Annotated in this window: 22 protein-coding genes and 1 tRNA gene; 14 read left to right on the top strand and 9 right to left on the bottom strand. The window is 66.9% G+C overall.

Annotation, left to right across the window (positions count from 1 at the left end; genetic code table 11):
- Positions 1-93: 93 nt before the first annotated feature.
- Positions 94-2298 (top strand): beta-glucosidase BglX, encoded by a 2205-nt coding sequence (gene bglX / locus S2M10_RS10380; protein ID WP_211090984.1) that lies wholly within the window; start codon positions 94-96, stop codon positions 2296-2298.
- Positions 2299-2344: 46 nt separating this feature from the next.
- Here bglX and S2M10_RS10375 read toward each other — a convergent pair whose 3' ends face one another.
- From S2M10_RS10375 to S2M10_RS10365, 3 genes are all read right to left on the bottom strand, one after another.
- Positions 2345-3634, bottom strand: coding sequence for an MFS transporter (locus S2M10_RS10375; protein WP_168845987.1), 1290 nt, complete (start codon positions 3632-3634; stop codon positions 2345-2347).
- Between the two features lie 66 nt (positions 3635-3700).
- Complete coding sequence (locus tag S2M10_RS10370) at positions 3701-4009, bottom strand: UBP-type zinc finger domain-containing protein (protein WP_168845986.1); 309 nt, start codon at positions 4007-4009, stop codon at positions 3701-3703.
- Positions 4010-4137: 128 nt separating this feature from the next.
- Positions 4138-4557, bottom strand: coding sequence for a DoxX family protein (locus S2M10_RS10365; RefSeq protein ID WP_168845985.1), 420 nt, complete (start codon positions 4555-4557; stop codon positions 4138-4140).
- Between the two features lie 216 nt (positions 4558-4773).
- Here S2M10_RS10365 and S2M10_RS10360 point away from each other — a divergent pair, with 216 nt between their 5' ends.
- From S2M10_RS10360 to S2M10_RS10345, 4 genes are all read left to right on the top strand, one after another.
- Positions 4774-5088, top strand: a complete 315-nt coding sequence (locus S2M10_RS10360) for a hypothetical protein (protein WP_168845984.1) — start codon at positions 4774-4776, stop codon at positions 5086-5088.
- A gap of 10 nt (positions 5089-5098) precedes the next feature.
- On the top strand, positions 5099-5494 hold the full coding sequence (locus S2M10_RS10355; protein WP_168845983.1) for an OsmC family protein: 396 nt from the start codon (positions 5099-5101) through the stop codon (positions 5492-5494).
- Positions 5491-5973, top strand: coding sequence for an OsmC family protein (locus S2M10_RS10350; RefSeq protein WP_168845982.1), 483 nt, complete (start codon positions 5491-5493; stop codon positions 5971-5973). Before S2M10_RS10355 ends, S2M10_RS10350 begins: the two co-directional genes overlap by 4 nt.
- A 66-nt stretch (positions 5974-6039) precedes the next feature.
- Positions 6040-6846, top strand: a complete 807-nt coding sequence (locus S2M10_RS10345; protein WP_168845981.1) for a transporter — start codon at positions 6040-6042, stop codon at positions 6844-6846.
- A gap of 19 nt (positions 6847-6865) precedes the next feature.
- Here S2M10_RS10345 and S2M10_RS10340 read toward each other — a convergent pair whose 3' ends face one another.
- Genes S2M10_RS10340 through S2M10_RS10330 form a run of 3 tightly spaced genes read right to left on the bottom strand, consistent with a single transcriptional unit; the run spans position 6866 to position 8577 of the window.
- Positions 6866-7174, bottom strand: coding sequence for a hypothetical protein (locus tag S2M10_RS10340; RefSeq protein WP_168845980.1), 309 nt, complete (start codon positions 7172-7174; stop codon positions 6866-6868).
- Between the two features lie 15 nt (positions 7175-7189).
- Positions 7190-7603, bottom strand: a complete 414-nt coding sequence (locus S2M10_RS10335) for a hypothetical protein (protein WP_168845979.1) — start codon at positions 7601-7603, stop codon at positions 7190-7192.
- 44 nt (positions 7604-7647) lie between these two features.
- Positions 7648-8577 (bottom strand): LysR family transcriptional regulator, encoded by a 930-nt coding sequence (locus S2M10_RS10330; protein ID WP_168845978.1) that lies wholly within the window; start codon positions 8575-8577, stop codon positions 7648-7650.
- Between the two features lie 120 nt (positions 8578-8697).
- On the opposite strand from S2M10_RS10330, the gene S2M10_RS10325 reads away from it, so the two are divergent.
- From S2M10_RS10325 to clpX, 3 genes are all read left to right on the top strand, one after another.
- Positions 8698-9396 carry a pirin family protein gene (locus S2M10_RS10325; protein ID WP_168845977.1) on the top strand — a complete coding sequence of 233 codons (699 nt, stop codon included), beginning with the start codon at positions 8698-8700 and terminating at the stop codon, positions 9394-9396.
- A 177-nt stretch (positions 9397-9573) separates the two neighbouring features.
- A complete protein-coding gene (locus S2M10_RS10320) occupies positions 9574-10209 on the top strand; it encodes an ATP-dependent Clp protease proteolytic subunit (protein WP_174596075.1) in 636 nt (211 codons plus the stop codon).
- A 146-nt stretch (positions 10210-10355) separates the two neighbouring features.
- The gene (gene clpX, locus S2M10_RS10315) at positions 10356-11621 is read left to right on the top strand and encodes an ATP-dependent Clp protease ATP-binding subunit ClpX (protein WP_168845976.1); all 1266 of its coding nucleotides are present in this window, start codon (positions 10356-10358) and stop codon (positions 11619-11621) included.
- 101 nt (positions 11622-11722) lie between these two features.
- Here the strand turns inward: clpX and S2M10_RS10310 are convergent, their stop codons facing one another.
- The gene (locus S2M10_RS10310; RefSeq protein WP_168845975.1) at positions 11723-12328 is read right to left on the bottom strand and encodes a hypothetical protein; all 606 of its coding nucleotides are present in this window, start codon (positions 12326-12328) and stop codon (positions 11723-11725) included.
- Between the two features lie 243 nt (positions 12329-12571).
- Entirely contained in the window at positions 12572-14269 is a 1698-nt protein-coding gene (locus S2M10_RS10305; protein WP_211090973.1) for a M1 family metallopeptidase, read from the bottom strand.
- A gap of 238 nt (positions 14270-14507) precedes the next feature.
- On the opposite strand from S2M10_RS10305, the gene lon reads away from it, so the two are divergent.
- From lon to S2M10_RS10275, 6 genes are all read left to right on the top strand, one after another.
- A complete protein-coding gene (gene lon / locus S2M10_RS10300; protein WP_168845974.1) occupies positions 14508-16964 on the top strand; it encodes an endopeptidase La in 2457 nt (818 codons plus the stop codon).
- 158 nt (positions 16965-17122) lie between these two features.
- Entirely contained in the window at positions 17123-17395 is a 273-nt protein-coding gene (locus S2M10_RS10295) for an HU family DNA-binding protein (RefSeq protein ID WP_064311555.1), read from the top strand.
- A 108-nt stretch (positions 17396-17503) separates the two neighbouring features.
- Positions 17504-17578 (top strand) — tRNA-Val (locus S2M10_RS10290).
- 137 nt (positions 17579-17715) lie between these two features.
- On the top strand, positions 17716-18606 hold the full coding sequence (locus tag S2M10_RS10285) for a DMT family transporter (RefSeq protein ID WP_168845973.1): 891 nt from the start codon (positions 17716-17718) through the stop codon (positions 18604-18606).
- 230 nt (positions 18607-18836) lie between these two features.
- Positions 18837-20438: a hypothetical protein gene (locus S2M10_RS10280; RefSeq protein ID WP_168845972.1), complete on the top strand. Its 1602-nt coding sequence runs from the start codon at positions 18837-18839 to the stop codon at positions 20436-20438.
- Positions 20439-20518: 80 nt separating this feature from the next.
- Positions 20519-23296: a TonB-dependent receptor gene (locus tag S2M10_RS10275; RefSeq protein ID WP_168845971.1), complete on the top strand. Its 2778-nt coding sequence runs from the start codon at positions 20519-20521 to the stop codon at positions 23294-23296.
- Positions 23297-23344: 48 nt separating this feature from the next.
- Here the strand turns inward: S2M10_RS10275 and S2M10_RS10270 are convergent, their stop codons facing one another.
- Positions 23345-24010, bottom strand: a complete 666-nt coding sequence (locus tag S2M10_RS10270; protein WP_168845970.1) for a 2OG-Fe(II) oxygenase — start codon at positions 24008-24010, stop codon at positions 23345-23347.
- Positions 24011-24038 lie beyond the last annotated feature (28 nt).

Genomic DNA, 24038 nt, shown 5'->3' with positions numbered 1-24038 from the left:
AGGAAACGCGTGAACGACGGCCAGATTTCGAGGCGTGCGGTGTTGATCGGGGCGAGCGCGGCGGCGGCCTGGGCGGCGAGCCCGGCGCGCGCGATGCTGCTCCAGGCGGGCGCCAAGAAGCTGCCCGCTGGGGTCGAGTCGCTGCTCGCCAAGATGACCATCGAGGAAAAGGCCGGGCAGCTGACCCTGATGGCCGCCGCCTGGTCGGGCGGCGCGGCGGTGACGCTCAATCCGGCGGGGGCTTCGTCCAACTTCGACGGCCAGCTGGCGGAGGTGCGCGCCGGACGCCTGACCGGCGTGTTCAACGGCAATGGCGCGGCGATGGCCAAGCGGATGCAGACCGTGGCGACGCGTGAATCGCGGCTCAAGATCCCGCTGCTGTTCGCCGCCGACGTGATCCATGGCTTCCGCACCGTCTTCCCGGTGCCGATGGGCGAGGCGGCGAGCTTCGACCCCAATCTGGCCGAGCGCACCGCCCGAGTCGCCGCCGTCGAGGCGGCAGCGGCGGGCATCGACTGGACCTTCGCGCCGATGGTCGACATCACCCGCGACGCGCGCTGGGGCCGCAGCGTGGAAGGGGCGGGTGAGGACGTGCTGCTCGGCAAGCTGATCGCAGCGGCGCGGGTGCGGGGCTTCCAGGGCGCCAAGGGGCTGGAGGCGGCTGACGCCGTTGCCGCCTGCGCAAAGCATTTTGCCGCCTATGGCGCCGTCGAGGCCGGGCTGGACTATAACACCGTCGACATTTCCGAACGGACGCTGCGCGAAACCTATTTCCCGCCGTTCGAGGCGGCGCTCGCGGCGGGCGCGCCGACCGTGATGGCGTCCTTCAACGAGCTGTCGGGCATCCCTGCGACTGCCAACGAATGGCTGCTGACCGACATTCTCCGGCGGGAATGGGGCTTCGACGGGCTGGTGGTCTCCGACTATACCGCCGACGAGGAACTCATCGCGCACGGCTTCGCCGCCGATGCGCGCGAGGCGACCAAGCTCGCGTTCCTGGCCGGTGTCGACATGAGCATGCAAAGCGGCTTCTACATCAAGCACCTGCCCGACCTGGTCGCCAAGGGCGAAGTACCGATGGCGCGGCTGGACGAGGCGGTGCGCCGGGTGCTGGCGCTGAAGGTGCAGCTTGGCCTGTTCGACGATCCGTTCCGCCGCATCGATCCCGCGCGGGAGAAGGCGCGGGTCCGCACCCGTGCAAACCTCGCGCTGGCCCGCGAGGCGGGATCGCGCTCGATTGTGATGCTCAAGAACGAGGGCCAGCTGCTGCCGCTGCCCCGCGCGGGCAAGAAGATCGCGCTGATCGGTCCCTTCGCCAGCGGGCTGCACGATCTGATCGGCACCTGGAATGTCTACGGCACCGACAATGAAGCAGTGGATCTGGCGACCGGCGTGAAGGCGCTGGTGCAGGATCCGGCGCTGGTGAGCGTTACCGAAGGGGCCGGGCTGGACGGCCCCATCGCCGGCGGGATCGAGGCGGCGGTGGCCGCAGCGAAGGCGGCGGACATCGTGGTCCTGGCGGTGGGCGAGCATGCCCGCATGTCCGGCGAGGCGCAGTCGCGCTCGGCCATCGTCGTGCCGCCGGCGCAGATGGCGCTGGCCGAGGCGGTCGCCGCCACGGGCAAGCCGATGGTGGTGCTGCTCCGCAACGGTCGGGCGCTGGCGCTGGAGGGGGCGGTGCTCAAGGCCCCCGCAATCTTGGTCACCTGGTTCCTGGGCTCGCAGGACGGGCCGGCGATCGCGGACGTGCTGTTCGGCGCGGTCGGGCCTTCGGCGCGTCTGCCGGTATCCTTCCCGCAGGCGACGGGGCAGGAGCCCTATCATTACGACCACAAGCCCACCGGCCGCCCCAACCCGGCAGGGCCGCTGCAGGAATACAAGACGCACTACCGCGAGTTCCCGAACAATGCGCTGTTTCCGTTCGGCCATGGCCTGACCTATGGCGAGATCGGTTATGGCGAGCTCGACCTGGGCGGCGGCAAGCTGACGGCGGACGGCAAGCTGACCGTCGCCGCCACGATCACCAACAGCGGAACGCGCGCGGCCGAAGAGGTGGTGCAGCTCTATATTCGCGACGTGGCGGCAAGCGTTACCCGCCCGGTTCGCGAGCTGAAGGCGTTCCGCCGCGTCGCGCTCAAGCCCGGCGAGCGCAAGCGGGTGACCTTCACGCTCACCCGCGCCGACCTGCTGTTCATCGGCCGGGCGTTGAAGCCCACCGTGGAGCCGGGGACGTTCCAGCTTTGGATCGCACCGTCTGCCGAAGCCGAAGGCGTGTCGGGCACGTTCGAGCTGATCTGACGGCTATTGCAAAGCAATAGCGGCCTCCGCCCATAGGGCGGAGGCCTCAGGTGGCCAAGTCGGCCAACGTGTTCTTGCGCAGGGGCAAAGCGAGGATTGCGGCCAGCGCTGCCAGCAGCAGCAGCGCGGGGCCGGCCAGCATCAGCCAGCGGATCGCGGCGAGGCTCGTCGCGGTCTGCGGTGCGCCCGCGACGAATCCGCTCGCCTGGTAGATCGCGCCGATCGCGAACCCTGCGGCGGCCAGTGCGGCCTTCTGGGCCAGGGCAAAGGCGCCGAAGGCGATCGCCTCCACCCGAACGCCGGTGCGTGCCGCGCCCCAGTCGACGCAGTCCGGCAGCAATGTCCACGCCGCCAGTCCGAAACCGGCAAAGGCGACCTGCATGCATAGCAGGAACAGGGTCGCCGCGGCGACGCCGGGGGCCGGCAGCAGCACGAACGCGGCGGGCAGGGCGAGCGCCAGTCCGCAGGCCGCCAGCCACGCGGCCCGTGCGCCCGCGCGCCGCGCCGCGATGGTCCAGAGCGGCGTCGCGATCAGGCTGGCGAAGGCCATCGCCGCCAGCGCACGCGGACCCGCCGGATCATCCGCCAGCACATAGCGGAAGAAGTAGAGCACCGACTGGGTTGTGAGCGCCGCCGCCGCCGCGCCCGCCGCCGCGGCGAGGTTCAGCGCGACGAACGCCCGGTTTCGTGCCAGCAGGGCCAATGCGGGGCCGATCCGGGGTGCGACCGCGATCGTTGGCGGCGGGCGTCGCTCGGGCACCCGCAAGGCGATCGCCAGCAGCAGCGGCACGCCGAGCAGCGCCAGCAGCGCGCTGGCCGCCGCATAGCCGCCCATCACCTGCACGAGCTGCGGGAAGATCCCCGCCACGAAGGTTGCGGCGACGGCGCCGAAGATCATTCGCAACCCGGCGAGCAGCGATCGCTCCGCGCTGGTGCCGGCGAGCCGCGTGGTCCAGGCGGCATAGGGGATGTTGGTGAAGGCATAGAGCGTGCGGAAGCCGAGCTGCGCCACCAGCGCCCATGGCCAGGCGCCCGCCGGCGCGGCGAACATCGCGACGAACGCCAGCCCCAGCGGCAGCGCGCCCCAACCGATCAGCCAGCGATAGGGCCGCCGCATCCGCTCGGCCACCACGCCCGCCGCAAAATCCGCGGCACCGTCCCACGCCGCGCCGATCAGGAACAGCGTGCCGGCCAGCGCGGGCGCCAGCCGCAGCGTGTCGATATAGAAAAACAGCAGGTAGAGGTTCACCGCCTGCCAGTAGAGGTTGAACGCGAAGTCTCCGGCGCCGAACAGCAGCAGGGCCGCCCGGGGCGCCGTCGCGGGCATATCGTTCATCGGGGCGGGGCAACCGGTGGCATTGCCGCTGTCTTAGCGGCCGCCGCGCGGCTGTCCACGCGCCGTTCAGAAGAAGCGGGGGATCGGCCCGCGCTGCGGCGTCTGGTCGGGCAGGTCGACGCCGATGCCGTCGGCATAGCACCAGCCCCAGCCTTCGGGTGGGTCATAGCCTTCCATGATCGCGTGGCCGGTTTCATGAAAATGCGCGGTGGCGTGGCGGTTGGGGGACTGGTCGCAGCAGCCGACATGGCCGCATGCGCGGCAAAGGCGCAGATGCACCCACCAGCTGCCGCGCTTCAGGCATTCCTCGCACCCCTGCGCGCTCGGCGTTACCGTGCGGACGGTTTCGGCATTCATGTGGGTGCAGCGGGGCATCGCGATCTCCTCCGCCGCGGGTGTAGCAGCGCGGCGGCGGTGGTGCGCCTGTACCTGTGGATGGGGATACGAAAAAAAGGAGCCGCAGCGATCGCCGCGGCTCCTCTCCCGGTGCGACATCGCCGGTGTCAGCGGCGGGCGTCGAGGCTCCAGCCCCCGGCGCCGAACGCGACGATCTGGAGCAGCCCGCCGGCCATCGCGACATTCTTGAAGAAGTGGATGAACTGGTTCTGGTCGCCCAGCGCCGCGTGGAAGGCGAAGGCGGTGGCGAGCGAGAAGGCAGCGAGCACCGCGGCAACGGCACGGATGCGATAGCCCAGGATGAGTGCCGCACCGCCGCCCAGTTCGACGAGCAGCGCGATGGCAAAGCCCAGTTGCGGCAGCGGCAGGCCGGACGCGGCGATATAGCCGATCGTGGCGGCGGGCGCGGCGAGCTTGGACAAGCCGCTCAACAGGAAGATGGCGGCGATGCCGATGCGGCCAACCAGCGGCAGGGCCGATTGAACCTTGGTAGGGGTCGCAGCGGTAGCGAACGGTAGGGTAGCCATGATGTGTCTCCAGTGATCGGCGGGGACCAATCTGCCTCGCCTCGTGACGGAGAGATGCGCGTTGTTGCTCGGTTCAGGGAGTGAAATAAATCTGCGCGGAATGTTCGATGAACTGGAAAAGCGTCTTTTCCACAATCTCGAACGAAATCGCCAAGACTATCCCGCTGATCCGAATATTTGCTCCGCGGTACAAGGTGCCCAACGCAGGAGGTTCCAATGGATCGTTCAACCCAGCCCGTATTGAGCCAGACCGAATGGGCGGCGGTCTCCGTCGCTTTCCAGGATGCCGCCGCTTGCGGCTGCGCGGCCGCTTCCGCGACAGCGCGCCCGTCGCTGCTGGGCCGCGTCTCCGATGCGCTGTTCGGGTCGCGCCGGCCGACGCCGCTCGCCGATCCCCGATTGGAGGCGATCCGCGCGTTCGTCTGCACCACCCGGCGGCAGCGCAAGCCTGCGGAGAACCTTGTCCCGGTGCTGGCCGATCACGGCTTCAACCCCGCGCAGATCGAAGCGATCGCGCTGCTCGCGATCTGAGGCGCGCGACATGGCCCACGCAACCGCGCATATCGGCCCGGATCTCCTGGAGACGCACCTCCAGGCCGGCCATCACCCGCTGCTGGCAGACGAACCCCCGAGCAACGGCGGCCAGGATGCCGGTCCGGCGCCTTACGACCTGCTGCTCGCCGCGCTGGGCGCCTGCACGGCCATGACGCTGCGCATGTACGCCGATCGCAAGGGCTGGCGGATCGACGCCCTGGATGTCGATCTGCGCATCCTTGGCACGCCCGAGGTCCGACATATCCGCCGCGTGCTGCGCATCGCCGGGCCGGACGAGGCTGCCCGCATCCGGCTTGCCGAAATCGCCGAGCGCACGCCCGTGACGCTGACCCTGAAGCAGGGTATCGCAATCCAGACCCACTTGGCGGAGCAGGCGGCATGACGACGGAACGCGCACTGGATGCGATTGCCCGCGATACCGGCGCGGGCAAGTTTCAGGTGGCGGTGCAGGTTGCGGGCGTCGCGCTGGTGCTCGACGAACCCGCGTCGGTCGGCGGTCTGGGATCCGGTCCGACGCCGTATCAGATGCTCGCCTCGGCGCTGGCGGCCTGCACGACGATGACGCTGCGCGTGTACGCGGTGCAGAAGGGCTGGCCGGTCACCGGCATCCGGACGCTGGCGGGCCATCAGCGCCAGGTGGGCATGGTTCCCGCCGACCTGTTCACCCGCCGGATCGAGATCGAGGGCGATCTGGATCCGGACCAGCGCGCGCGGATGCTGGAGATCGCCGATCGCTGCCCGGTGCACCGTACCCTGACCGGCGGTGCGCGGGTGGAAACCGAACTCGCTGACGCCATCGCGCCGACCGAGCCGGCCGCCGCCCACGCCGCCGATCTGGAGCATGCAGTCCGCGACGACTGACACATGTGTGTGTCGAAACATTTCTGATGCGACATCGTTGGGCCCTCCACAACATCGGGGGACGACATGGTTCGAGCTGCATGCATATCCGGGCTCGTTGCCGCGCTGCTCGCGGCGGACAATGCGCTGGCAGACGACGATCCCCGCTTCTGCCCGACCCGGCCGAGCATCGGGGGATCGAGCTGCACCACCGAGCCGGGCCGCGTTCATGTCGAGACCTCGTTCCTCGACTGGCAGCGGGACGACCGTGCGCAGGAGCGGGAGGATCAGATCCTCGCCGCCGATCTGCTGGTGCGGGTGGGCGTGGCGTCGAAGACCGAGGTTCAGGTCGGCTGGACGGGCTATGGCCGCGCGCGAACCCGCGACAAGGCCGGCGGCACGATGGAGACGGTGCGTTCGAGCGGCGACCTGCGTTTTGCCCTTCGCCAGCATCTTGCGGGAGAAAAGGGCAAGCCCTTCTCGGCGGGCATCGAAGGTTTCGTGACCGCACCGACCGGCAAGGCTCCGATCGGCGACGGCACCTGGTCCGCCGGCGCGATCGTGCCGGTGCAATATGATCTTACCGAGAAGCTGGCGGTTTCCTTCACGGGCGAGGCCGACGCCGCCGCCGACGACAGCGGGCAGGGGCGGCACCTCGCCTATAGCGGCATCACCAGCCTGCGCTACAAGCTGAGCGAAAGGGTGACGACCACCGCAGAGGTCTTTCTGGAGCGGGACAACGATCCCGCGGGCCACGAAACCCATGCGCTGGCCGCGCTCTCTACCGCATGGAAGCCGACCAAGGTGCTGCAGCTCGACGTGCTGGCCGTGGCGGGGCTCAATCACCGCTCGCCGGACGTCCGGCTGGTAGCGGGCGGGGCGGTTCTGTTCTGACCTGCCGGAGGCGACCGAATCATTTGCCCGGTGAAGGCCGCCTCGCGCGTCTGTCCTCGACGCACGCCGAGAGCGCCTGTTGGGAGCGCGCGCCGCCGCGCACGCATGTATCGAGAATGGTGCAGATCGTGGCGACAGCCGATGCATTCTGCTGCCGGTCCCTGGCGCCGCAATAGACAAGCGCCGCGCCGCGCAGCCGGTAATCGATCTTGGTCGCAAGCGGCCGGGCACCGGTGACAATGATTTCCGACTGCTCCTGCAGGGCGGAGGGTGGGGAGGGAAGTCCAGCCGAAGCCATTGCCATGATCAGAAGCGTCTCCGCCGGCATCATCGGTCGCGGATCTCAGCCGGTCAGCCATTCGAGGGCCGCGTCGATATCCGAGAAGAACGCCACGCCCTCGCGCGAGGTCAGCCGTTTCGCCTGCAGGCGCGCGAGGCTCTTCGCGGTGACGAAGGCCAGCTTGCGCGACCGGATGTCCTCGCTGCCCACCAGCCTGGAGAATTCCTCTACGCGCTCCTGGCTCTGAATGTCCATCTGGCGAATGTCGCACAGGGTAACGTGCGTATTGGGCGGGCAGGAAAGCGATGCGATCGCCCGGACCAGCTCCGCCCGCAGCTGCTGGATCGTCGCGCTGGCAAAGAAGCCGCCCATCGTCAGGCGGATCAGCTTGGCGCCTTGTTCGGGTGAGACGACGAACCAACCCTGCATCATCGCATCGCCCTCCATGTCTGTCTTGTCGCGCAAGGATCTGATCATGCCATCCGGCGGTCAAGACATGGTAGGTCGCCGGGGCCTTTTGACTAAACCTCGCCCAACTGCTCGAGATCCGCATCTCCCTGTCCGGCATCGACGAACCGCGCGCGCAGCCACGACGCGGCGGGTCCCGGCGGGGCGTCGCGCCGCCAGATCGCGCTGAAGCGGTACATGCCGCCCGGGCTCTCCGGCATGGCGAGGCGTACCAGCGTACCTGCGACGAGGTCCGGTGCGATCAGCGGCAGCGGCATATTGCCCCAGCCGATCCCCTCCCGGAGCAGCGCGTGCTTGGCGCCGAGGTCGGCGAGCCGCCAGGTCCGCGGGCTCATCACCGCGAAGTCGCGACCGGCGGTGAGCGGCGAGCGGTCGGAAAGCACCAGCTGGACATGGTCGCGCCCCGCGCCGGGCGGGATCGGGTTCATCCGGCCGAGCGGATGGTCGGGGGCCGCTACCGGCACCATCGGCACCGACCCGGCCGCTTCGCATTCGATGCCGTTCATCCCCTGCGCCAGCGGCCCGGAGATGCCGAGCACCGCCTTGCCGTCCAGCACCAGGCTGGTGATCGCGCCGAGCGCCTCGACGTGCAGGCGCAGCGTCACGGTCGGGAATTCGGCGCGGAAGGCGCGCAGCACCTCGCCGAGCCGGCGGGTCGGCAGCATCACGTCGACGGCGAGGTTCACCTCCGCCTCCAGCCCGTCGAGCAGGCCCTTCACCTTGGCGCGCAGCCCGTCGATGCCCTGCGCCACCGTCCGCGCCTCGGCCAGCACCGCTTCGCCGGCGCTGGTGAGGCGGGGCTTCTTGGTGCCCTCGCGGTCGAACAGCAGCACGCCCAGCTGCGCCTCGAGATTGGCGATGCCGTAGCTGATCACCGACACGGCGCGGTTGAGCTGCCGCCCGGCGCCCGCGAAGCTGCCGCTGTCCACCACGGCGAGGAAGATGCGGAGTTGGTCGAAGGTGGGCGTGCCCGGGTTTGACATTTCGATTTCCTGGAACGTTTCGCTCCAACTTATCCCACTGATTGGAGAAGTCGAGCCCGCCTATATCCCGGCCATCGAAACGGCGCCGCAGCCCGGCGCGCCCCCGCAGGGAGACCTAGGATGATCGAACTTCGCCCCTTTTCCAGCCTTGGCGGTGCCAACCATGGCTGGCTCGATGCCAAGCACCATTTCTCCTTCGCCAACTATTATGATCCGGCCCGCACCAGCTGGGGCAATCTGCGCGTGTGGAACGACGACACGATCGCGCCGCAGACCGGCTTTCCGCCGCACCCGCACCGCGACATGGAGATCATCACCTATGTCCGCGAGGGCGCGATCACCCACCAGGACAATCTGGGCAATCACGGCCGCACCGTGGCCGGCGACGTGCAGGTGATGTCGGCAGGCACGGGCATTGCGCACTCCGAATATAATCGCGAGGACGAGACCACCCGCATCTTCCAGATCTGGATCCAGCCGACCCGCGGCGGCGAGAAGCCGAGCTGGGGCACGCGCCCCTTCCCCAAGACCGACCGCGCCGGCCAGTTCGTGGTGCTGGCCAGCGGTTTCGAGGGCGACGGCGACGCGCTGCCGATCCGCACCGATGCCCGGGTCGTGGGCGCGACCCTGCGTGCCGGCGAGACGGCGGAATACACGCTGGGCAGCGATCGCCGCGCCTATCTGGTGCCTGCCACCGGCGCGGTGGAGATCGACGGCGTGCGGGTGAACGCCCGTGACGGCGCCGCGATCAAGGACGTCGAGCGCGTGAAGATCACCGCGATCGAGGATAGCGAGATCGTGATGGTCGACGCGGCCTGAGGCGGGGAAGGGGGGGCAGCGCCTCCCCCTTCTGCTGCTCCATCGGAACTGCCCTTCCCATGGCCGGGGTGCCCCTCCGGCAAAGCCCCTCTTGCGCTGCGCAGCCGGAGCGCCGATGTAGTCGCGGGCAATACAACAACCACGAGATCATCCCACATGCATCCGCTTTCCGGTCAGATGACCATCGATCCCGTTACCGGCGCACTCGTTCCTATCGTCATCGAGCAGTCGAGCCGCGGCGAGCGCAGCTTCGACATCTATTCGCGCCTGCTGCGGGAGCGGATCGTGTTCGTCACCGGCCAGGTGGAAGACCATATGGCCTCGCTGATCACCGCCCAGCTGCTGTTCCTCGAATCGGAAAATCCGAAGAAGGACATCTGGATGTACATCAACTCGCCGGGCGGCGTCGTCACGGCGGGGATGGCGATTCACGACACGATGCAGTATATCCGTCCGCGCGTCGGCACGGTGTGCATCGGCCAGGCGGCGTCGATGGGCTCGTTCCTGCTGGCGTCGGGCGAGCCCGGGCTGCGCGTGGCGCTGACCAACGCCCGCATCATGCTCCACCAGCCTTCGGGGGGGGCGCAGGGCATGGCGTCGGACATCGAGATCCAGGCCAAGGAAATTCTGCGAATCCGCGCGCGCATGAACGCGCTGTATTCGAAGTATACCGGCCAGCCGATCGAGAAGATCGAGACGACGATGGACCGCGACTCGTTCTTCGAAGCCGAGGAGGCCAAGGCCTTCGGCATCGTCGACGAGGTGTACGAGAAGCGCCCGGTGCCGAGCGAGGATGCGGCAGCGGCTAATTAACACTATATCCCTATCCTCGGCCGCCTGACGATTCCCGGTGCATGGAACCGTCGGGCGGGCGGGGGCGATTATGGATTGCCGGAATTTCGCCTGCGTGTAGGATGGCAGGCGAGCGTTACGCGCCCGAGGCGCGAAGGATGGATTGAATGACCAAGCTCAGCGGCGGTGACTCGAAGAGCACGCTCTATTGCTCCTTCTGCGGCAAGAGCCAGCACGAGGTGCGCAAGCTCATCGCCGGCCCGACCGTGTTCATCTGCGATGAGTGCGTCGAGCTGTGCAACGACATCATCCGTGAGGAAACCAAGTCCTCGCTGGTGTCCAAGAAGGACGGGGGCGTCCCCTCGCCGCAGGAAATCTGCGACGTGCTCGACGATTACGTCATCGGGCAGAAGAAGGCGAAGCGCGTCCTCTCGGTGGCGGTGCACAACCATTACAAGCGGCTGAACCACGGCGCCAAGGGTGCCGATGTCGAGCTCGCCAAGTCGAACATCCTGCTCGTCGGCCCCACCGGCTGCGGCAAGACGCTGCTGGCGCAGACGCTGGCGCGCATCCTCGATGTGCCGTTCACCATGGCCGATGCCACCACGCTCACCGAAGCCGGCTATGTCGGCGAGGACGTGGAGAACATCATCCTCAAGCTGCTCCAGGCCTCGGACTATAATGTCGAGCGGGCCCAGCGCGGCATCGTGTACATCGACGAGATCGACAAGATCAGCCGCAAGGCCGAGAACCCGTCGATCACGCGCGACGTTTCGGGCGAGGGCGTGCAGCAGGCGCTGCTCAAGCTGATGGAAGGCACCACCGCGAGCGTTCCGCCGCAGGGCGGCCGCAAGCACCCGCAGCAGGAATTCCTGCAGGTGGACACGACCAACATCCTGTTCATCTGCGGCGGCGCCTTCTCGGGCCTCGAGAAGATCATCGGTGACCGTCTGCAGGGCAAGTCGATCGGCTTCGGCGCGCATGTCGCAGCTCCCGACGAACGCCGCACCGGCGAACTGCTCCGCCAGACCGAGCCGGAGGATCTGCTCAAGTTCGGCCTGATCCCCGAATTCGTCGGCCGTCTGCCGGTGATCGCGACGCTCGAGGACCTCGACGTCGACGCGCTGATCAAGATCCTGACCGAGCCGAAGAACGCCCTGGTCAAGCAGTATCAGAAGCTGTTCGACATGGAGGCGGTCAAGCTCGGCTTCACCGACGACGCACTCACCGCCGTCTCGAAAAAGGCGATCGAGCGCAAGACCGGCGCGCGCGGCCTGCGTTCGATCCTCGAAGGCATCCTGCTCGACACGATGTTCGACCTGCCCAGCATGGACGGCGTCGACGAAGTGGTGGTCGACAAGGATGTGGTCGAGGGCCGCAAGGAGCCGGTCCGCATCTACGCCAAGAAGGAAAAGGCCGGCAGCGCCGCCTGATCCGGGGACGTTTCATGGAAAGGCGCGTGGGTCACCCGACCCGCGCGCCTTTTTCGTGCAGGTTAGTCCGGAGGGCGAAGCCGGTGGCCTGGAAACATCGTTCAGTCCTTGCCGGTGCTGTCCGCAGCGTTGTCCAGTTCGGGGGGCCATTGCAGGCTGTGCAGCAGTTCGGCGAATGCAGATTCAAGCTTTGCCGAGCGCGCCCAGGTGCCGCGTGCCGCCACCAGCCAGGTTCCGCCCGCCGGGCAGAACAGATAGCTCTCGGAGGTAAGCGGCTGCTCCTTGCCGTCGAGCTTCCCGATCATGCCAAAGCGCGCATGATAGGCGACCTCTGGGGTGCGGCCGGACGGGGACGGCCAGCGGTCCTGCGCCACCAGCTTCACATCGACATTGCTCTGGGCAATGTTGCGCGCGATCTCGTCGAAAGATTTCTCGCAATCGCGAGCGGGCATGGCAGGGTAGACGTAGAGCGTCACGAAGCCGAGTTCGCCGCCCTGGCGCAGCGAATACCCGGCACTGACGTCGAGCTGTTCGGCATCATAGCTGTGAATGCGCGTGCGGAGTGCATTCCCCAGTCGCTCGGGGAACGTCATCCCACTGGCGGTGTGCGTCCAGTCGCCCTCGATGCGCAGGTCCTCCTGCGCGCTGGTCGGCAGCGCGCCGAACAGCAGGGCTGGCCCGAGGATCAGGCCACAAAGCAGTTTCATTCCTCACCCCAGCAGGTCTTGCGCGTCTCGTGGTGCAGCCAAAGGGTCGCAGAGACGTGCGAGCGATGCAAGCCGCGCCATGCCGATGCGTCCTGCATGTGGGTCAGGAGCGACGGACACGCCGCGCTTCACGCAGGCAGCATAGACGTTCGTTCTGCCACCGAAAGGTGCGGGCAGTATCGCCTCTGCCGTAACCACCCGGATTCAGGTGCACACCTATCGGCCCGGGCACGAAGATTGCGGTTATCGCTGCTGTGCCCAGCGTTGGAGTGCCTCCACCGATTCGGCGCGGCGCAGGATATGCGCATCGGGATCGAGCACCACATGCGCGGCCGCCGGAACGGTGAGTGTCGCGGTGCCGCCAGGCATCGGCACTTTCTGCACCTTGCCGTCAATCGACACGTCGAGCGGAAGCGGGAAGGGACGATCGCCGGGAGCCTTCCAGCGCAACGTGAGCCGATCCCCGGCGCGTTCCTCGATCAGCTCCGGCAGCTCGGCGGCATAAAGATAGACGTCGAAGAACCATTGCAGATCCTCGCCGGTCACCTGCCGGACGATGCCGATATATTCGGGCGTGGTGCCGAATCGCGGCTTGAAGTTGCCGGGTCGGGGATCGGGACGGCCATAGACGATGCGGCGGGTCACCTCGAAGAAGTTGTCGTCGCCGATCAGGTAGCGCAGCGTGTGCAGCACCCAGGCGCCCTTGTAGTAGATGTCCTGTCCGGCGCCGCCCTTGTCCTCCTCGTACACCGCTTCTTCAGTGCGGGACTTGCCCGAGACGATCGGCGCCTTGTTGCGGATGACGCGGCGAAATTCGTCCATCATCGCGGCGTACCGGGCATCGCCCTCGCGCCATTGGCCGTACAGCGGCTGCATATATTGGGTGTAGCCTTCGTGCAGCCAGTAATCGTCCCAGTCGGCGGCGGTCAGCTGGTTGCCGAACCATTCATGGCCGAGCTCGTGCTGGAAGATCTCGTCAAAGCCCGAAGGCGTCTTGCGATAGTTGTTGCCGTACGCGTTGATGGTCTGGTGTTCCATGCCCATGTGCGGCGTCTCTACGACGCCCAGCTTCTCGTCGCCCCAAGGGAAGGGGCCGATCACGCTTTCGTAAAAATCGACCGTGGGCGCGAACTCGGCGAACAGCGCCCTGGCCTTGGCTTCGCGGCCGGGCAAATACCAATAGTGCAGCGGGAAGCTGTTTCCAAAGCGGCTCTTATAGGTGGCGGTCAGCTCCTGATAGGGGCCGATATTGAGCGCGACGTCATAGGGATTGGGGCTCGTCGCGCGCCAGTGCCATGTGGTGCGGTCGTCGGCGCGTGTTTCCACCCGGAGCAGCTTGCCGTTCGATGGGGCCTTGAGCCCTGCTGGCACGGTGATGTGCAGGTCGACCAGCGCGGGCTCGCCCTGCGGGAAGTCGAGGCAGGGCCAGAACAGGTCGCAGCCATAGCCCTCGGCGGTGGTCGCGATCCACGGCTTCTTTTCGCCGGGCGTCGTCGCCCATACCAGCCCGTCGTCCCACGGCGCGCGCACCGCGACGTGCGGCGTGCCGCCATAGGCGATCTCGGCAACGACGCGGTCGCCGGCTTGGAGCGGGCGGGGCAGCGTGATCAACAGGCGCCCCTCGGGATTACGCCACGCCGCCGGGTTCAGCGGCTTGCCGTCGATGTGGATCGCGGTAACCGGGAGATTGCGGTCGAGGTCGATCTGGAGCTCGGTCTGCGGTGCGCTGGTGCGGAGCGTCAGCGTCGCCACGCCGTGCAGCGCATAGGCCGTCGGCAGCACGTCGATCGCGAGATCGGCATGCTCCAGCCGCAGCGCTGCGCGGGCGGGCTCGATGGCGCCGCCTGACGCCTGAGTGGTCGCGGTAATCGGCGGCTCCCCGCGCTTCTGCGCCGCGGCATCCGTCGTCATCGCCACGCTCGCCAGCAGAGCGAGGCGCATCGTCGATAGTTTCAAGTTCATCCCCAGCGCTGCACGCGGATTCATGGGCGGGGCGAATCAGCGTGGTGAGGCGCAATGATAGCGCCGCCGCAGGAGGACGCGAGCGGAGACCAGCCTCTACCGGACTGGAGTTTTCCACCGCAATCTGGGTTAATGCCCCTGCGCAATTGATGCGCTCGTTCCAGGCCCCATATATAAGGCTATGGTGCTCCCAGCTGGGGGCCGACCCGGAGTTTTCATGAAGCAGTCCTATCCCGTCCTGCCGCTTCGCGACATCGTCGTCTTCCCGCACATGATCGTGCCGCTGTTCGTCGGCCGTGATAAGTCGGTCGCGGCGCTGGAAGCGGCGATGGCTGCCGACAAGGAGATCTTCCTCGTCGCGCAGCTCGATCCGGCCGAGGACGATCCCGGCCGCGAGGATCTCTACGATACCGGCGTTTCCGCCGAAGTGCTGCAGCTGCTCAAGCTGCCCGACGGCACCGTGCGTGTGCTGGTTGCCGGCAAGGAGCGCGGCAACCTGCTCTCCATCGAGGAGACTGGCGCCTACCTCACTGCGCATGTCGAGCCGGTGGAAGAAGGCGACACGTCGCTCGAAGCCGCGCAGGAAGGTGTCGACGAGGCCGTCTCCAAGCTGACGCCAGAAAACCTCAGCCCCGAGCTGAAGGCGCTGATGCGTTCGGTCGTCGAGCAGTTCGAGAATTACGCCAAGCTCAACCGCAAGCTGCCGGCCGAAACCGCCGTGCAGCTCGGCGAACTGGAGGATCCGTCGCGCCTGGCCGACGCGGTCGCCGCCAATATCTCGGTGAAGGTTGCCGACAAGCAGGCACTGCTGGTCGAGAACGACCCCCAGAAGCGCCTTGAGATGGTGTTCGCCTTCATGGAGGGCGAGCTGGGCGTGCTGCAGGTCGAGAAGAAGATCCGCAGCCGCGTCAAGCGCCAGATGGAGAAGACGCAGCGCGAATATTATCTCAACGAACAGCTCAAGGCGATCCAGCGCGAGCTGGGCAATGAGGGCGAAGAGGGCGAGGGCGACGAGGTCGCCGAACTCACCCAGAAGATCGCCACGCTCAAGCTCTCCAAGGAAGCCCGCGCCAAGGCGCAGGGCGAGCTGAAAAAGCTCAAGACAATGGCGCCGATGTCGGCCGAGGCCACCGTCGTGCGCAATTATCTCGACGTGCTGCTGGGCCTGCCCTGGGGCAAGAAGTCCAAGCTGAAGAAGGACATCGCCGAGGCGCAGGGCGTGCTCGATCAGGATCACTATGCCCTGGAAAAGGTGAAGGACCGGATCGTCGAATATCTCGCGGTCCAGGCGCGCACCAACAAGCTGAAGGGGCCGATCCTGTGCCTCGTCGGCCCGCCGGGCGTGGGCAAGACCAGCCTGGGCAAGAGCATCGCCAAGGCAACCGGCCGCGAGTTCATCCGCCAGTCGCTGGGCGGTGTTCGCGACGAAGCCGAGATTCGCGGCCACCGCCGCACCTATATCGGCTCGCTGCCGGGCAAGATCGTGTCGAACCTGAAAAAGGCCGGCACCTCGAACCCGCTGTTCCTGCTCGACGAGATCGACAAGCTCGGTCAGGACTTCCGCGGCGATCCCGCCTCGGCGCTGCTCGAGGTGCTGGATCCGGAGCAGAACAGCAAGTTCAACGACCACTATCTGGAGATCGACATCGATCTTTCGGACGTGATGTTCGTGTGCACGGCCAACTCGCTCAACCTGCCGCAGCCGCTGCTCGACCGCATGGAGATCATCCGGCTCGAAGGCTATACCGAGGACGAGAAGGTCGAGATCGCCGAGCGCCATCTGGTTGCCAAGCAGATCGATGCGCATGGCCTGAAGGAGCGCGAATTCGTCCTCACCAACGAGGGTCTGCGCGACCTGATCCGCTATTACACGCGCGAAGCCGGTGTGCGCACGCTGGAGCGCGAGATCGCCAAGCTCGCCCGCAAGAGCCTGCGCAAGATCCTCGAGGGCAAGGAGACCCAGGTCACCATCACTCCCGAGAATCTGGCCGACTTTGCTGGTGTCAGGAAGTATCGCTTCGGCGTGGGCGAGGAGGAGCACCAGATCGGTGCGGTCACCGGCCTCGCCTGGACCGAGGTGGGCGGCGAGCTGCTGACCATCGAGAGCGTCACCGTGCCCGGCAAGGGCGCGATCAAGACGACCGGCAAGCTGGGCGACGTGATGAAGGAATCGGTGGAAGCCGCGTTCAGCTTCGTCCGCGCGCGCAGCCCGAGCTACGGCATCAAGCCGAGCCTGTTCGCGCGCAAGGACATCCACGTCCACCTGCCCGAGGGCGCGGTGCCCAAGGATGGTCCGTCGGCGGGCATCGGCCTGGTCACCTCGATCGTCTCAACGCTGACGGGTGTCGCCGTCCGCAAGGATATTGCGATGACCGGCGAAGTGACCCTGCGCGGCCGGGTGCTGCCCATCGGCGGCCTCAAGGAGAAGCTGCTCGCGGCGCTGCGCGGCGGCATCAAGACCGTGCTGATCCCGACCGAGAATGAGAAGGATCTTGCCGAAATTCCTGCGAACATTCGCGAAGGGCTGGAAATCATCCCGGTTGCGCATGTCGACGAGGTGCTCCGGCTGGCGCTGACCGAACCGCTCACCGCAATCGACTGGTCGGATGCCGATGAACTCGCTACCCAGCCGCCCGCCGGCGTGCCGGCAATTGGAGATGCGTTGCATCATTGACATTCCGTAACTTTTCTGACGCAATTCCGTCCGAAAGGCTTTGACTCCGGCGGCTCGCCCGTGCTGACTCGCACGCCAGCGCAGCCGCCGCGACTCATTCGGCCATCCAATCGTATCTAACGCGGTATCCCGCACAGTTTCAGGGGGTTTGCACCAGCATGAACAAGCAAGAGCTGATCGGTCAGGTCGCCGATGTTTCCGGCCTGGCCAAGGGTGACGCCGTCAAGGCCGTCGAAGCGGTGTTCGACGTGATCACCGGCGCGCTCAAGAAGGGCGACGAAGTCCGTCTCGTCGGCTTCGGCACCTTCTCGGTCAGCAAGCGCAAGGCGTCGACCGGCCGCAACCCGCGCACCGGTGAGGAAATGACCATCAAGGCGTCGAACCAGCCCAAGTTCAAGCCGGGCAAGGTGCTCAAGGATTCGGTGAACTAAGTACCAAAAAAATGCGGGCGGGGTGCGAAACGGGGCTGGACAGGCTGCGAGGCGCACCGTAAAGGCCCGCTTCCCGTTTCGGCCGCAGGGTTTCACCCACAGGCCAATGGGCGCGTAGCTCAGTGGTAGAGCACTGTGTTCACACCGCAGGGGTCGCTGGTTCAATCCCAGCCGCGCCCACCATGTAGAGAAAGCCCGCCGGCCCCCTGGGTCCGGCGGGCTTTTTCGTTGCCCGGCGTGCCGCCTGGCGATAGGCGCACGTGGATCCCGATTGCCGGTCCTGCTGGTTGCCGCGCAGGGGCAGGCAGGAAAGGGTTGCGATGATCTGGGCGGGGGCAACGGTGGCGGCGGCGGCGTTCCAGGTTGCACGCAACGTCTTCCAGCGCGGCATGATGGCATCGAGCGGGCCCTGGGGAGCAACGCTGGTGCGATTCCTCTTCGGGCTACCCTTTTCGGCCGCGTTGATGCTCGCGGCCATTCTCGCCATCGGGCCGGGGCACCTGCATCCGCAACTGGGCTGGGCCTTCTGGTGGCCGGCGCTGCTCGGGGCTCTTGCGCAGGTGCTGGCCACCGCGGCGCTGCTCCACGCCATGTACCATGCCGGATTCGCGGTAGGGATGGCGCTCCAGCAAAGCTCGGTGCCGCTGGCGGCGCTTGCCGGGCTGCTGGTGTTCGGGGACACGCTCAGCCCGCTCGGTTGGCTGGGCGTCGGGGTGACGACCGCCGGACTGGCGTTGCTGGTCTGGCCGCGCGATGTCGGCGGGGAGGGGCGACTGCTGCCCGGCGTGGTGTTCGGCACGCTGTCCGGCCTGTTGTTCGGGCTTGCACTAAACGGCTTCCGTCATGCCGGGCTGGCGCTGGAGCCGGCGCATCCCTTCTTCGCCGCCATGACCAGCGTCACGCTGGTGCAGGCGGTGCAGACCGTCGGGCTGGTCGCCTTCCTGCTATGGCGCGATCCGGCCGCATTGTGCGCGGTGATCGCCGGTTGGCGCGGATCGCTGGGTGCGGGGCTGTTCGGCGCACTCGCCTCTTCCGGCTGGTTCTTCGCGCTCAACCTCGCCCCGGCGGCGGCGGTGCGATCGCTCGGCGTGGTGGAGATGCCGATCGCTGCGGTGGCCGGCCACCGGCTCTTTCGCGAGGCGCTGAGCGTGCGGCAGGCGATCGCCGGTCTGGCGGTCTGCCTCGGTGTGGTGCTGACGGCCGGACTCTAGGCGCGCCGGCCGTTGCAGCCCCCAGTTTCGGTCCCTCCCCTGTATACCGACAAGGGATTAGCCCGACCTCGCGTGATGTCACATAAGCATTATATCTATGTCATCATATCGTCACGATAACCGCATGATCGAGTCATGCAGGGCGTTTAGGGCCCGGTTCGGGCGCGAAAGGGGCATCGCACGCATCGCCAAGCGCCCGGTTTGCAACGAATGACGGGAGATACTGCGCGATGGCGAGCTTCAAGCGCTACGGCCAACTGTTCCTGACGACCGCCGCCACGGCGGCTCTCTCCGCCTGCAACGGCGCGGACAATGTGGCATCGCCGGGCGCCGGCAGCGTCGTGATCGTCGCGCCGACGCCGACGCCGACGCCTACCCCCACGCCCACCCCCACGGCGGACATCACTGCGGCGCAGTTCGCCGCAGCGACCACCGTCAACGGCATCTCGATCACGGCGGACGAGCAGCTGACGCTGGTGAAGGGCGGGACCAACAACAATGTGAACGGCACCAGCGCCGGCATCAGCGGGCTGTTCCCGGCGACCGCGACGTCGCTGACGACGGCGCTCGATCCGTCGTCGCTGGGCAGCTTCTTCAGCAGCACCAATTATGTCGGCGCGCTCAACGGCCCGACGGACACCGCCTTCCAGCAGTGGACCTGCAACTCGACCACCGCCAATTTCGGCGGCACCGGCGCGGCCTGCACCGCAGTGCCGGCAGTCGGCACCGGCGGTTCGACCGCGGCCTGCCCGACCGGCACCATCGATGACGGCCTGGTCCAGACCTTCCGCGCCTGCCGCCTGCCTGCCGCCATCACGACCGATCTCTCGCTTCCGAAGATCCAGGGCGTCTTCTATCGTCTGCGCGGTCAGACCGAAGTCGGCACCGATCTGGGCGCCACCGGCGGCGCCGGCGTGACGCTGACGATCGCCGCCGGCGTGGTGATCGCGGCGGATTCGTCCGAGGCGACCAACGACCTGCTGCTCGTCAATCGCGGTTCGAAGATCCAGGCCGTCGGCACCCGTGACACGCCGATCATCTTCACCTCGCAGCAGAATCTGGGAAGCAACGGCGTCAGCGACGCGACCCAGGGCCAGTGGGGCGGCATCATCCTGCTCGGCCGCGCCCGCACCGCGGTCTGCGCCACCGGCACCGGCGGCAGCAACCCGACGCCCTGCCAGCAGGCGATCGAAGGCGTCACCGGCCGCTTCTACGGCGGCACCAACGATGCCGACAACAGCGGCCAGATGTCCTATGTCCAGATCCGCTATTCGGGCATCGCCATCTCGGACGGCAATGAGCTGCAGGGCCTCACGCTGGGCGGCGTCGGCTCGGGCACGGTGCTGGATCACATTCAGAGCCACAACTCGGCCGATGACGGCATCGAGATCTTCGGTGGTGCCTCCAACATCAAGTACATCGCCGTCACCGGCGCGGACGATGACGGCTTCGACGTCGACAATGGCTGGCGCGGTTTCATCCAGTTCATGATCGCCGCGCAGAAGGTTTCGGGCGCCACGGCCGACTCGTTCTCGACCGAGATCGACTCGAACAATGCCGAGGACCTGCTGCCCCGCACTTGGGGCCGCTACGCCAACTTCACCTTCATCCAGACGGCGCTGGCGCCGGCGGCGATCCGCCTGCGCGGCGGTGCGGACATGACCTTCGTCAACGGCATCGTGAAGTCGCCGTCGGGCGTTGGCTGCGTCAACCTGGTCGCCGGCGAGACCAGCGCCACCGACCGCTCGACCATCCGCGCCAAGAACGACACGCTGCAGGACCAGGGCCCGCCGGTGTTCAACTCGGTGTTCTTCGCCTGCAACGGCCGCTGAGGCCAGCCTCTCGAGCGAACCCGGGGCGATGCCTGTCATCGCCCCGGCATTGCACCTTCTTCTGACTGGATGACACGGCCATGCAGCGACGCCACGCCTATGCCACGCTTCTTCTTCTGACCTCCCAGCTGGTGCCCGCCGCGGCGCTTGCCCAGAGCACTGCCGCGCCGACGCCTTCGACGGCCGGCCCTGCCGAGCAGGACACGGCGCAGCAGCAGGACACGCAGCCGCCGGTCGAGGTATCGGCCCCCGGCTTCGACGGGCAGGTGCCGGAGGAGATCGTCGTCACCGGTCGGTTCATTCCGAACGTGGTGCGCGCGACGCCGCAGGTCGTCTCCGTCCTGTCGAGCGACGACATCGCACGCACCGGCGAGGGCGACATCGCCGGCGCGTTGAGCCGCGTGACCGGCCTCAGCGTCGTCGGCGGCGGCTTCGTCTATGTCCGCGGCCTGGGCGACCGCTATTCCTCGTCGCTGCTCAACGGTTCGCCGCTGCCGAGTCCCGAGCCGCTGCGCCGCTCGGTCCCGCTCGACATCTTCCCGACGACGATCGTCGGCTCGGCGCTCGTCCAGAAGACCTATTCGGTGAATTATCCCGCCGAATTCGGCGGCGGCGTAATCAACCTCACGACCAAAGCGATCCCGAAGAAGGACTTCCTGACCGTCGGCGGATCGCTGGCGGCCGATGACGCGACGACCAGCGAGCTCGGCTATACCTATTATGGCGGCAAGCAAGACTGGCTCGGCTTCGACGACGGCACCCGCTCGGTGCCCGATTTCATCCGCAACGCGCCGAGCGGCTCGGGCATCATCCCGGCCGAGCAGGTGCTGCAGCTCTCCAATGCGTCGACCACGCTGCTCCAGCGCAACGACCAGCTGCCGGCGAACTGGTCGGCGGAAATCAGCGGCGGCGGTGCGCTCGATTTCGGCTCGGACCAGCTCGGTCTGGTCGCGTCGGTGGGCTATAGCAACACTTGGCGCACCCGCCTGATCACGCAGCAGGACAGCGTCAACGCGCAGGGCGATCTCCGCAACGACTATCGCACGCTGCTCACCGACAACCGGGTGGTCGGCAATGCGCTGCTCGGGATCGGCTATGCCTTTGGCGAGAACACCATTCGCCTTACTAACGTCTATATCCGCGACGTGCTCAAGCAGGCGCGCGGCTCGGCCGCCGAGGTCTACAACAACGCCAGCGGCCTGCGCTTCCAGCAGAACACCAACTGGTTCCAGCGCGAGCTGTTCGAGACCCAGGCAGTGGGCGAGTTCCGTCCGCTGGACGGCGTGAAGCTCGACCTGCGCGGCGCCTATGCCAATTCGAAGCGCAACGCGCCCTATGAGCGCCAGTTCGACTATCTCTGCTCCAATCGCACCACCACCGGGCAGACGATCACCTATGACGGCGGCAACGGCGCCACCGGCTTCCAGTGTGACGGCGCCTATCAGGTGACGCAGCGCTTCTCGCCCTTCGCCTCGATCATCTTCTCCGACCTGAACGAGAACCTGTGGACCGGGCAGGGCGACCTGATTTACACGCTGCCCAACGCGATCCCGCTGACGCTTTCGACCGGCTATTATTATTCGGACACGACGCGCTTCTCGCGGCGTCTCCAGTTCAACTACCAGACCAGCGTCGGCGGCGGCACCGCGCCGGGCTATCCCTACAACCTGCTGCGGCCCGACTATCTGCTGAGCCCGGACGTGGTGAACAACGCCTGTCCCCAGGTCGGCACCGGTGCCTGCACCATCCAGCTGCAGTTCAACACGCCGCTGGGCGCCTATGCCTATGACGCCGGGCTGCGGATCCATGCCGGCTATCTGCAGGCGGAAACCAGCGCGATCGACGGTCTGCGCGCGGTGGGCGGCGTCCGCTACGAAAAGGCCCGGCAGTTCGTCACGCCGATCGGCACCACCGGCACGCGCCTGAACAATGACTATTGGTTGCCGGCGCTGACGCTCACCTGGAACTTCGCGCCGGACATGCAGCTGCGCGGTAGCTATGCGAAGACCATCTCGCGGCCGCAGTTCCGCGAACTGGCGCCGCAGCAGTTCCGTGATCCGGACTCGGATCGCCTGTTCTTCGGCAACCCGCTGCTGCGCGATTCGAAGCTCGACAATCTCGAGGCGCGCTACGAGTGGTTCTTCGCCCGCGACCAGCGCTTCACCCTGGCCGGCTTCTACAAGCGCATCCTGAACCCGATCGAGCAGGTGGGCTTCTATACCGGCGCCGACGATCGGCTGCAGACCGGCTTCACCAACCTGCCCAAGGCGACGCTGTACGGCGGCGAAGTGGAGGTGCAGAAATATATCCCGCTGGACGGGCTGAAGGGGGCGTTCTTCGCGACCCGCCGGCTCACGGCGATCGCGAACTACACCTACACCCATTCGGAAATCACCGCCGACGACAGCTGCGTGCCGAACGTTCTGAACCAGACGATCGGCTCCTGCTCGGCGGGCTTCGGCCCGGCGGCACTGCAGTTCCGCGACGGTGCGCCGCTGACCGGCCAGTCGGACCATCTGGTGAACCTGCAGCTCAGCCTGGAGGATACCAGCCGGCTGTCGCAGCTGACCTTCCTGTTCAACTATGCCAGCGACCGCGTGACCAATCGCGGACCGTCCAATCTGTCTGGCTCCGGCTTCCAGCCGGACGTGATCGAGCGGCCGGGCATCCGGTTCGACATCGTCGCCCGCCAGGGGTTCGAGATCGCCGGCGCGGCGTTCGAACTGAAGCTGGAGGGTCGCAACCTGACCCGTACCCGCTTCAGCGAAAGCCAGACGTTCGACAGCGGCAAGATCGTCTATGCCAATCGCTACATCCAGGGCCGCACGCTCAGCATCGGGCTGAGCACGACCTTCTGATCGGTCGGCTCTATCGGCATCCGGCCCGGAGGCTTCGTCCTCCGGGCCTCACCATCCCCAAGGACGTTCGCGAAACCACTGGGTGATCACGTATTTGGTGCCGGCGCGCACCTTCATCGCGTGGTGAATCGTCGAGGGATTGACCGAGCCATCGGGGCGAAGGTTGTTCCACGCCAGCAGCTTGCCCGCCTCCGGCTGCACGATCTTGTCGATCGCCTTGAAGCGAGTCGCTCCGCCGGCATCCACCGCGTTCAGGTACAGCATCACCGTCCAGGTCCGCTGACCGGCGACGCTGCAATACTTCTCGAAATCCGCGCTGCTGGGATCGAAATAATCGGTATGCGCCTTGAACTCCTGGCCGACGGCATAGCGTTGGCCCTGCATCGGTTCGGCATGTGCGGGATCGAGCCCGATGAAATCCAGGATGCGGCGCTTCAGATCGACCGCGAGCGGATCCTCCGCCGCGAGGTCGCAGGTTTCGCTGGTGCGAAAGGCATAATCATCGCCGGCATTGGCGAGCGTGGAGGGCCGCCGATGTTCGTCGATCCGCCCCATCAGCGCCTGGCACTGCGCCGCGTCGAGGAAATTGCGGACCATGAACAAGGTCACCTTCGGGCTGGGTACCCTTTGTACGCCGGGGAAGGAAAGGATATGCTCGACCACGGGTTCGGACGGGTGACCGCTGCCCAGCGAGGAAATAGAAGACGCCTGCATGGGGCGCTTCTGCCAAAACGGGTCGATC

Source organism: Sphingomonas sp. S2M10 (genome assembly GCF_012650175.1).
Classification (GTDB): domain Bacteria; phylum Pseudomonadota; class Alphaproteobacteria; order Sphingomonadales; family Sphingomonadaceae; genus Sphingomonas.
The sequence above is the reverse complement of the archived record's forward strand: the minus strand, read 5'-3'. Positions and strand labels throughout refer to the sequence as shown.